The organism is Arthrobacter echini, from assembly GCF_008107445.1.
GTDB lineage: Bacteria > Actinomycetota > Actinomycetes > Actinomycetales > Micrococcaceae > Arthrobacter_D > Arthrobacter_D echini_A.
Genome location: NZ_VSLD01000010.1, coordinates 24549 through 33697 on the forward strand (window position 1 = coordinate 24549; position 9149 = coordinate 33697).

The following is a 9149-nucleotide window of genomic DNA, read 5'->3' on the forward strand; positions in this document are numbered from 1 at the left end:
TCCCTCGACCCCCGGGTCTACCCGACAGGCACGACCTCGATCATTGTTGAGGAACCACCCACGCCAGCTTCGGCCCTGCTCCACAACGAAACCGAGCTGAGCCACACCACGACGACTACCCGCAACGATGATCGGTCCTCCACGTGATCACAGAAAGACGCTCCCTGATGAGAGTTGGCCTACTGCAAACGATGATCGTGCTTATCAGCTCACCGACGGCGCCGGCCAGGGTCACGGGTGATCGCCGTGGATAACGTCGCACTGCTTTTCTCAGCAGCGGGTGGAGCTGCACTTGCTGCAGAAGTCCTTCCCAACCTGTCACAGTCACCCTTGCGGTACGTCGAGGACGCGGTCACCCGGATCATGACCGAGAACGGTGAAGTTCTGAACCAGGACGAACGCATCCCCGTCGAAGCCGCACTGCGCGCAGTCACCCTCGACGCCGCATGGCAGTGCCGCTCCGATGACATCACCGGCTCGATCGAGGTCGGCACATTCGCTGACCTCGTACTGCTGGAGGACGACCCGCGAACCGTCGATCCAAGCACCATCTCGACCATCGCCGTGTCAGAAACACGACTGGCAGGACAGACCCGCTACTCCCGAAAAGAGTCACCAAACCATCGAAGGAGAGCTAGCCGGCGTCTGGGCCGACGTCGACAATGTCACCCGAGGCGGCGTCAACGAGAACCGTCGTACCACTGTCGCCGCCGAACTCGACCTGCCAGACCACGGTGCCGGAGTCATCGGTATCGATTTCCAGGGAACTCAGATCCCCCTGTCCTTTAGCCTCTTCGGCAGCAGCCGTTATGGCATCAGAGACAGTGATCTCCGCGGACCGGAGCTTGTCGATGTCATCATCAGGAGTCGCGTCCTCGTCGTTGGCCACAATACTGGAGCCGTCCTGGGAGATCGAAAGGTTGAACTGTCGATCATCTGAGGTAGCAACCTTGACGGACCAGACTCTTTGGCCGCGCTCGGTCTCGTCCTCCACGTCGAAGACCTCACCTCCGCGCACCCCCGACTCCGCCGTGGTGATAGCCGTCAGAACCGCGCTGGTCTGCCCATTCACTGCACTGGCCGATGCTGTGGAAGACGGTGTGGAAGCCGGTGTGGGGCTAGCGCCCGGGGATCCGTCCATGCTCGCAGAAGGTGTTTGGGCTGGCGTGGTCTGGTTTGCTGGCTGGCTCGCAGTGGCAGCGCTCGAGGATGCTTCGCTGGAGGATGCCTCACCTCCGGTGCTCCCTCCACCGCTACACCCGATCATGGAACCAACCAGGACCACGGAAGCACCCGATAACGCCAGATATCGGACTGCCGGCTTTCGTGTATCACTACCGACTACCGCCATGGTGCCCCTCCTGGATCGTCTTTGACGATCACGCTAGCACCGCGCACACAGCGACAATAGAACTTTCAGCAGCCCCTTGGTACCGGAACGCTCTTGAACAACTAGGAGATCCTTCATGGCAGAACCCGATTCTTTCCCGCCGCTTCGTCTCGACCAGTCTGCTACGGAGCGGGACCGGCGAGCTCGTGACGATTCCGGCGATGGTGCTGGTACGACTCCCCCGTCTGAAACGGTTGGGTCTGTTCCGGATAGTGGCGAGGATACGGGCCGGATGCCTAAAACCAGGGTGGAAGTTCCGGCAGGCTCATCCGAGGACGGGCCAAAGGAGCCTGTGTTCTTACCTCATCCTGAGGATGAGACGTGGCGTCAGGATCACCCGTACGAGACGTTGATGACAGAGCGGGAGTACCAGAGGGCCAAGCGCGTGCTGCAGATCGAGTTATTGAAGATGCAGTCCTGGGTGAAAAAGACGGAGAAGAAAATTGCAGTACTGTTCGAAGGACGTGATGCCGCCGGGAAAGGCGGAACGATCAAGCGATTCACCGAGAACCTCAACCCGCGCGGAGCCCGGGTCGTTGCCCTGGACAAGCCTTCCGAGCGCGAATCTACCCAGTGGTACTTCCAGCGCTACATCTCCGTCCTGCCCAGTGGCGGGGAGATCGTCTTGTTCGACCGCTCCTGGTACAACCGGGCCGGCGTGGAACGAGTCATGGGATTCTGCACGCCCTCCCAGTATCTCGAGTTCATGCGTCAAGCCCCCGAGCTCGAACGGATGCTGGTACGCAGTGACATGCATCTGATCAAATTCTGGTTCTCGGTCTCCCACGACGAACAACGCCGCCGCTTCGCCCAACGCCACACAGACCCCGTCAGGCGGTGGAAACTCAGTCCCATGGACTTACAGTCCCTCGATAAATGGCAGGACTACACGGCCGCGAAGGAAGCCATGTTCTTCTACACCGACACCGCCGACGCGCCGTGGACGATCATCAAAAGCAACGACAAGAAACGCGCCCGCCTCGAAGCGATCCGGTACGTCCTGTTCACCATCGACTACGCGGACAAGGACTCCGCCGCCGTCGGGACCCCCGACCCGCTGATCGTCGGTATCGGTCCCTCAGCGCACATGTACGAAGCCGACGAAATACCTACCTAGCCTTTCTCGAACCCACCTAGCGGTCCTGCCACCCCTGAGGAATCTCGTCCTGGGCCGAGGACCCACCTCCGAGCGGGTAAACCTCATCACCGCGTGGTGCCCACCGGCGACACTAATCTTCCTGCGTCTTCTGCTGCCTCGACCTCACCAGCCCTGACGCCTTCTAGCTGGCCCTGTCCTGGTGAGTGAGGGCGTCGTCTGCTCTAGCCCTGGTCCTGGCTCTGGTTCTGGTTCTGAGCAGACTCGCGGCTGTGGCGACGGTGATGGTGGCACCGATGAAGAGCAGCGAGAACCAGATGGGGATCTCGGGCACCCACAGCAGCGCCTCCCCGCCGTTCACGAACGACAGCTCGTTGACGTGGAGGGCGTGGAAGATGAGTTTGATGCCGATGAACCCCAGGATGACGGCGAGTCCCTGCGCCAGGTAGACCAGGCGTTCGAGGAGTCCGCCGATCAGGAAGTACAGCTGGCGCAGGCCCATGAGCGCGAAGGCATTGGCGGTGAAGACGATGTACGCCTCGTTGGTCAGCCCGTAGATGGCGGGAATGGAGTCGACGGCGAAGATCAGGTCCACGAAGCCGATCGCGATGATCGTCAGCAGCATCGGCGTCACGAAGCGTGCGCCGTCCTTCTGCACGGTGAGCCGGTCCTCGTGATACTCGTCCGTGACGGGCAGGACGCGGCGGACCAGGCGCATGAATCTGCCGTCGGCCGGATTGGAGTCGTGGCCGCCGAAGGCCTGCCTGTAGGCGAGGACCAGCAGCAGGGCGCCGAAGATGTAGAAGATCCAGGAGAAGTTCTCGATCAGGCCGGCGCCGATGGCGATGAAACCCCCGCGGAGCACGAGGGCGATGATGATGCCGATCATCAGCACCTTCTGCTGGTACTTCTTCGGCACTGCGAAGCCCGTGATCACGATGAGGAAGACGAACAGGTTGTCGATCGAGAGGGCCTTCTCGGTCAGGTAGCCGGCGAAGTACTCACCGCCGAACCTCCAGCCGGAGACGACGCCGATCCCGACGCCGAAGACCAGGGCGAGTCCGATGTAGAAAGCGGACCAACGGGCGGATTCGCCGATGGTCGGCTCGTGGGGTGTGCGCACGTGCGCGAAGAACTCGTAGACGAAGAAAAGGATCGTCACGATGATGGTGATCAACCAGATGGTGGGGCTGACCTGCATGAGGTACTCCAAGGGGTAGGCGTCGGACATAGGCGCCAAGGTCTCCTCCGCCCGGACGGAACCGGAACCGATGACCCGGAATGCTTCAGCGCATCCGTAATGACGGGTCGATCGCAGACGGGAGTACTCCCCTTGATACGACAATGCTAACGCACTGCCCCGCCCGGGTTTGATGGCTCTTGACCGTCAGAACGGGCATGAAGTCATGGCATCGAATCAGGGAAGCCGGGAGGTCGACGGCACGTCATCACTTCCCAGAAGAGAAAACTGCAACGGTGCGAAGGATGGGCTGGGTGAGTTCGTGCAGGAGAACCAGGAGCTGCGGCGGTCGAACAGGATCTTGCGGCGCACCTTGAGCTTCATCCCGCTCCATACTTCCTGCCGCCCTGGAACCAAGAGCATCGTGAGCATCAGGATCTGATGCGTGGGAAAAATCACGGCAGTATTTATGGTGCGGGGATGTACACCGTGCTTGGGGTGAGATTTACTAGGTATAGCTCCCCTCCTGCTGGGAGGGTTGAGAAGTAGAGGCCAGGACCCCCGTGTTTAGCGGGACCTGGCCTTCGCGCTGTCTAGAACTCGATGTCGATCCGGTGGACCGCGCCGTTGTACAGCTCCAGCCATGTCCCGTTGTCGTTCGCTTCGGCATCGCCCATGGCACCCAGCATCTGATCCGGGATCCACAGCATCGGTTCGCTGGAGGGCTGTGCGATGTCGACCCGCAGACTCGCTGGCATCGCCTGCCGACCACGCAGCCGATCTACCAGTTTCATATCCCGACTGTTCAGCGACGGCGTGCGGTGCTCAAGGACAACCCGGGACACTTCCATCTCGCCTAGCTCCCACAGCAGACGCTCCATGCACTTAGCCCGGGCCTTCTCCTGCTTCTTCAGATCCAGCGGCGTGCCTATCACCACCAGGTGAGCAACATCTAGACCACAGACCAACGCAGTGACCTGTTTCTTCGCGCGGTCCTCCATGTCAGTCCAATGCAGCTTCCTCGCACCCTTGGGCAGGACGGCGCGCAGCTCGTCTCGCGTCGATTCGCATTCGGTAGGATCAGCGACCACGGCCCCAAGAAGGTACATGCCCTGGTCTTTGGTGGCTCCACGCATACTCTCGTCCACCCACGCATGGAGTTGAAAGCTGTCGGAATCTGGCACCCGTGAATCATCCCAGACCAAAAGAACAGGCGCAGGTCGAAACTGCCGAAGGCTTAGTCCAGCCGGATGTCACTGATACCGGGCCGCCCCCGGTGCGACATACGCCAGATGCAGGGTGGGTCCTCACCGCATCAGGGCATCTCCGTTACTCCGAGGCTGAGGTACCGGTACACCGTGGCACGACTCGCCCCGATAATCTTCCCGATATCCGCCGGCGCCAGGCCCTGGGCTTTCAGATCCCGGGCACGCCTTACCTTCACGTGCTCGGCGGTGACTTCCCGCCGACCGGCCTTCCGCCCGTGCTCGGCGGCTATGGCCATGCCTGCTCTGGTGCGCTCGGCGAGTTGGTCACGCTCGAGCTGAGCGAAAGCAGACATCACCGTCAGCATGGCTTTGCCCATGGGCCCGGTGGTGCTGATCCCCTCGGTGACACTCCGGAAGTGCACGCCACGCTGCTCGAGGTCGTCGATGAGGGCCAGCAGGTTCCTCGTGTTACGCCCCAGCCGGTCGAGCTTCCACACCACTACCTCGTCCCCTTCCCGTAGGTGGTCGAGGAGCTTGTCCAGTTCGGGCCGGCTCGCCCGCGTCCCGCTCACCCCCTCGTCGGTGAAGATCCTCGTACATCCCGCAGTCTTCAGCGCTGCATGCTGCAGATCGGCGTTCTGTTCCACCGTGCTGACCCGCGCGTACCCGACACTTCCCACTGACACTCTCCTACTAGCTCATCAAAGGCCTACTTCTGCTTTGCTGAGAATACTGGCCGTGAGACACATTGCTGGGACGAGACGCGACCGAGCATTCCCGCGCCGTTACTGGGGATCGTCAACCCACGACCGAACCTTGCCTCTTGTCCAGTCAAGGGATCCTTTGACTGGACCGGCTGCGGCGATCGGGGACGCGCGTAGCCGCATCTCGAGCCGGTAGCAAAACCCGTCATAGTCACTACACCCCGCCAACGACGCTTCGCACGCGGCTTGTGCACCACCTTCAAGTCCGCCTGCCTGTTGCACAACCGAATGTTGCTCAACGGGTAATTTATGAACTAGCCCTTGCGCCGCCTTCATTGGGGATACCAAGAAGCTCAAGGACGCTCCTTTTGGGCTGCGAAAAAACCGCCGTTCACTGCTGCAACTCACAAGGCACGGCTGCCTTACGGATGCCGGTGTAGACGTCCACCATGTTGACCCATGGCGTGTATCGTCGATCAAGTCGTGCGCATGACCGAGGTCACAAGGGAGCTCGGTCCTGGGGGAACGAGGAATAGTTTGTCGGACGTGATTTTCAGTGGGGCCGTTGGGCTATCGGCCGACCTCATTGCCTACCTGAAGCGCCTCGAATCAATCGATGCTCCAATGGCTGAGATATTTAAGACCAACCTCGGTATCCTCCAGACCGCTGCCACAGAGGACAGCCGCAAGAGCCTACGGCCGAAGTTCAATGCATCAGTGAGAGAAGCACTGAACAGGATGCCAACGACGACTCCTGCCGATCCGGCCGCCTCCGCAAATTCTACGAACCCGGGAGCAGCAGCAAGTCCGCAGATTCCGACAACTTCCCCGAATCCCCCGGTCAGTGGCCCCAGATTCTTTCTGTCCCAGTTGTCTGTGGAGGGGTTCCGGGGTATCAAGAATGAAGGGACGCCCCTCGTCCTGAAGTTCGACGCAAGTTCAGTTAACTCAGTCTTCGCGCAGAATGGAACTGGTAAGAGCTCGCTTTACGAGGCCCTGCAATATGCGATCCAGGGCAGTGTTCCCCGGCTTGCAAGCATGCAGGCAAACGAAAACTCAGACAGCTATCTGGCAAATCTGTTTCATTCCAAGGGTGAGGCAACCATCAAGCTGACACTGGCTCCAGACGATGGCACGGCCAATGTAGAAATAGAAGTCAAACGATCTGCATCGGGACAACGGACGGTGACAAGCGCAACCAACCACCCAGATCCCAACGGCTTGCTGAAATCGCTGGACCAGGATTTCACGCTTCTTGATTATTCAACGTTCACCCGCTTCATCGAGGACACGGCTTTGAATCGGGGCCGTTCGTTCTCTTCACTCCTCGGACTGTCCGATTATGCAAACTTCAGACGAATGATCAAGACCGTAGAGAACACTCAAACGTTCAGAAGTGATTTCGCAATAGCTGAGGCGGAGGGAAGCAAACGCCATCACCAACAAGGCGTACAAGGCTCCTTTGATCGGTTCAGCCGGTTCTACACCGAAGTCACGGGACAGGAGATAACTGACGTCTCGAAGTCCGGAGAGTGGGGACCAGATCTTGTGCATTCGCTTCGAGGAGTCCCGCTACTGCATGACGCGCTTGAGGGGAAGGCACTGGCTGTCGTCGACTTCACTCAGCTACGAGATGAAGTCTTAAAAGCGGAAGGCGGCCCGGATCGAAAGCGATTGGAGGCGCTGCTCGATCAGCGAGTCCTACTGGCTGCCGTGGAAGCACAAGACTCAGCGGCTGAGCAGAGTGGCAAGGACCTATCGGTCGCAATCGTGGACCACGAGGCCCTCGTAAGCTCCACCAAGGGAGAGCACTTACACCGTCTGAACACTGCTGCTGATCAATTTCTTCAGTCCGAGACTACGTGGGATCCCCACGTCTGCCCTCTTTGCAATAGTTCCCTTGAAGACCCGATAGCACAGACAGTAGCTAGTTCCCTTGCCGGCTTTAAGCAGGTGGACGACGGACGCAAGGCTCTGCGGGAAAAAGTCTTAGAGAGCAGCTTCCTGCGACGCCTGACGAAGCTTGAAGGCCTGTCGGCGCTTCGGCTATCAGAGGATCAGGAACAGGCAGTCGCGCTTCGCACGGCTGCTATCGCGGGCACCATCACGCTGGAGAGCGTTACAAATGCTCGGGATCGGCTGACTGTTTTGGAGTCACGGCTGACTTCGAAAGTGAGCGAGGTGGATCGCTCCATAGCTGATCTGGAAAAGAAGATACCACCGTCGCTGGTTTCCCTCACTGCCCAGATCTCCGCAGCAAAATCTGCCCAAAGCGCCTTGCAGGACTACATCACCTCAACAACCGAGCTCCAAAGCGTGACGACGACGCTCTCACTGTATGAGCGATGGAAAAGCTTCATCGGTCAGGCGCTCTCGGTCTTTTCATTGGCCGAATCGGAACTCTCAAACAGGACATTGCTGGGACTCCGAACCGAGTATCAGCAGATGTTCGCTGAGGTTATGTCAGCAGGAGACATCGTTCCTGAGCTCGCCCGTCCAGGAACGGATGAGCACATGACAGTTGAACTATCGAGCTTCCACGGAAAGCAGAACGTGTCTGCACGCGCGCTGCTTTCGGAAAGCTACAGGAACGCATTGGCAATCTCAGTCTTCTTGTCTGCTGCCGCCGGCCACACCAAGGCACCCCGTTTCATTGTGCTCGATGACGCCACGTCCAGCTTCGACTCGGGCCACCAGTTTCATCTCATGGAACAGATCCGAACAAGGTTTCAGTATCCGGCCCGCCCCGACGGCCTTCAGTTCATCATGTTTAGCCACGACGTTGCCTTAGAGAAATACTTTGACCGGCTCGATGCAGAGCCCGGATGGAACCATCAAAAACTTCAAGGCTGGCCTCCGATGACCCCCGTCACTGCCCACGGTCAAAACCCGGATCGTTTACGGGCCGAGGCGGAGCGCTTCCTGCTGGCCGGTCAAACCCAGGAGGGATCGGGTTTGATCCGTCAGTACCTGGAGTTTGTTCTGCAGCAGATCATCAAGAAAGTGCAGGTCCCTGTTCCTCTGGATTTGGCCGTAAATGATCACTCAAAGATGGTAAGCAGTTGCCTTGATGCCATCGTCTACGCAGTGAAGATTCACGAAGCAGCCAACCAGATCGTCCTTACAGCTCAGCAAATTGGCGATCTTAAAACCCGGCACGCTCCTTCAATCATCGCTAATTGGGTCAGTCACTACGGCACTTCCGGCGCGTCTTCCTTCTCTCCAGCCGCTTTGATTGGCGTGCTCAACGCGATCGATGCCATGCGGAGATGTTTTCAATACGACAGCAATGGAACAGGCGACTGGAGGTTCTACAAGTCGCTGACCAAACGCTGACGGCTGGTCAGATAGGAGGCCAGGGGCTTTGCGCATGTTCCCCTGCGTCCGCCAGAGAGCGCACGGCGTGCACCCGATGCCGGTGGGCCAGCAGACTGACTGTAAAGCGGCCCTTCGCAGTTGAGCGTGGGTAGGGCGGTCGGGGACTAACGCGGCAGGGGTTCGCTGGTGCTGGTGCGGCGTGGTGTGGTGGGAATGAGGTCAGGGCCTCTTTGAATGGGTAGCGACCAAGCAA

The 9149-nt window shown here is 59.4% G+C and carries 7 protein-coding genes and 1 pseudogene; 3 read left to right on the forward strand and 5 right to left on the reverse strand.

What is annotated here, in order from left to right:
- Window positions 1-246: 246 nt before the first annotated feature.
- A pseudogene (locus FQ377_RS15310) lies at window positions 247-588 on the forward strand (amidohydrolase family protein); the annotation flags it as partial.
- Window positions 589-634: 46 nt separating this feature from the next.
- Here FQ377_RS15310 and FQ377_RS15180 read toward each other — a convergent pair.
- Window positions 635-994 (reverse strand): PepSY domain-containing protein, encoded by a 360-nt coding sequence (locus tag FQ377_RS15180; RefSeq protein WP_262364468.1) that lies wholly within the window; start codon window positions 992-994, stop codon window positions 635-637.
- A gap of 472 nt (window positions 995-1466) precedes the next feature.
- Here FQ377_RS15180 and ppk2 point away from each other — a divergent pair, with 472 nt between their 5' ends.
- A complete protein-coding gene (gene ppk2, locus FQ377_RS13700; RefSeq protein WP_262364469.1) occupies window positions 1467-2507 on the forward strand; it encodes a polyphosphate kinase 2 in 1041 nt (346 codons plus the stop codon).
- Window positions 2508-2670: 163 nt separating this feature from the next.
- On the opposite strand, the gene FQ377_RS13705 is transcribed toward ppk2, so the two are convergent.
- The 4 genes from FQ377_RS13705 to FQ377_RS13720 form a co-directional block, all read right to left on the reverse strand.
- Window positions 2671-3687: a TerC family protein gene (locus FQ377_RS13705; RefSeq protein WP_148601774.1), complete on the reverse strand. Its 1017-nt coding sequence runs from the start codon at window positions 3685-3687 to the stop codon at window positions 2671-2673.
- Window positions 3688-3903: 216 nt separating this feature from the next.
- The gene (locus FQ377_RS13710) at window positions 3904-4125 is read right to left on the reverse strand and encodes a hypothetical protein (RefSeq protein WP_148601765.1); all 222 of its coding nucleotides are present in this window, start codon (window positions 4123-4125) and stop codon (window positions 3904-3906) included.
- Between the two features lie 134 nt (window positions 4126-4259).
- Window positions 4260-4850, reverse strand: a complete 591-nt coding sequence (locus tag FQ377_RS13715; RefSeq protein WP_148601766.1) for a hypothetical protein — start codon at window positions 4848-4850, stop codon at window positions 4260-4262.
- Window positions 4851-4981: 131 nt separating this feature from the next.
- The gene (locus tag FQ377_RS13720; RefSeq protein WP_148601767.1) at window positions 4982-5554 is read right to left on the reverse strand and encodes a recombinase family protein; all 573 of its coding nucleotides are present in this window, start codon (window positions 5552-5554) and stop codon (window positions 4982-4984) included.
- A 513-nt stretch (window positions 5555-6067) separates the two neighbouring features.
- Here FQ377_RS13720 and FQ377_RS13725 point away from each other — a divergent pair.
- A complete protein-coding gene (locus tag FQ377_RS13725; protein WP_187393381.1) occupies window positions 6068-8914 on the forward strand; it encodes an ATP-binding protein in 2847 nt (948 codons plus the stop codon).
- The last annotated feature ends 235 nt before the right edge of the window (window positions 8915-9149 follow it).

What these genes read in the sequence shown, in the direction of transcription:
- ppk2 (WP_262364469.1), top strand. Translation starts at nt 1,467, where the DNA reads ATGGCAGAACCCGATTCTTTCCCGCCGCTTCGTCTCGACCAGTCTGCT.
- FQ377_RS13705 (WP_148601774.1), bottom strand. Translation starts at nt 3,687, where the DNA reads ATGCAGGTCAGCCCCACCATCTGGTTGATCACCATCATCGTGACGATC.
- FQ377_RS13725 (WP_187393381.1), top strand. Translation starts at nt 6,068, where the DNA reads ATGACCGAGGTCACAAGGGAGCTCGGTCCTGGGGGAACGAGGAATAGT.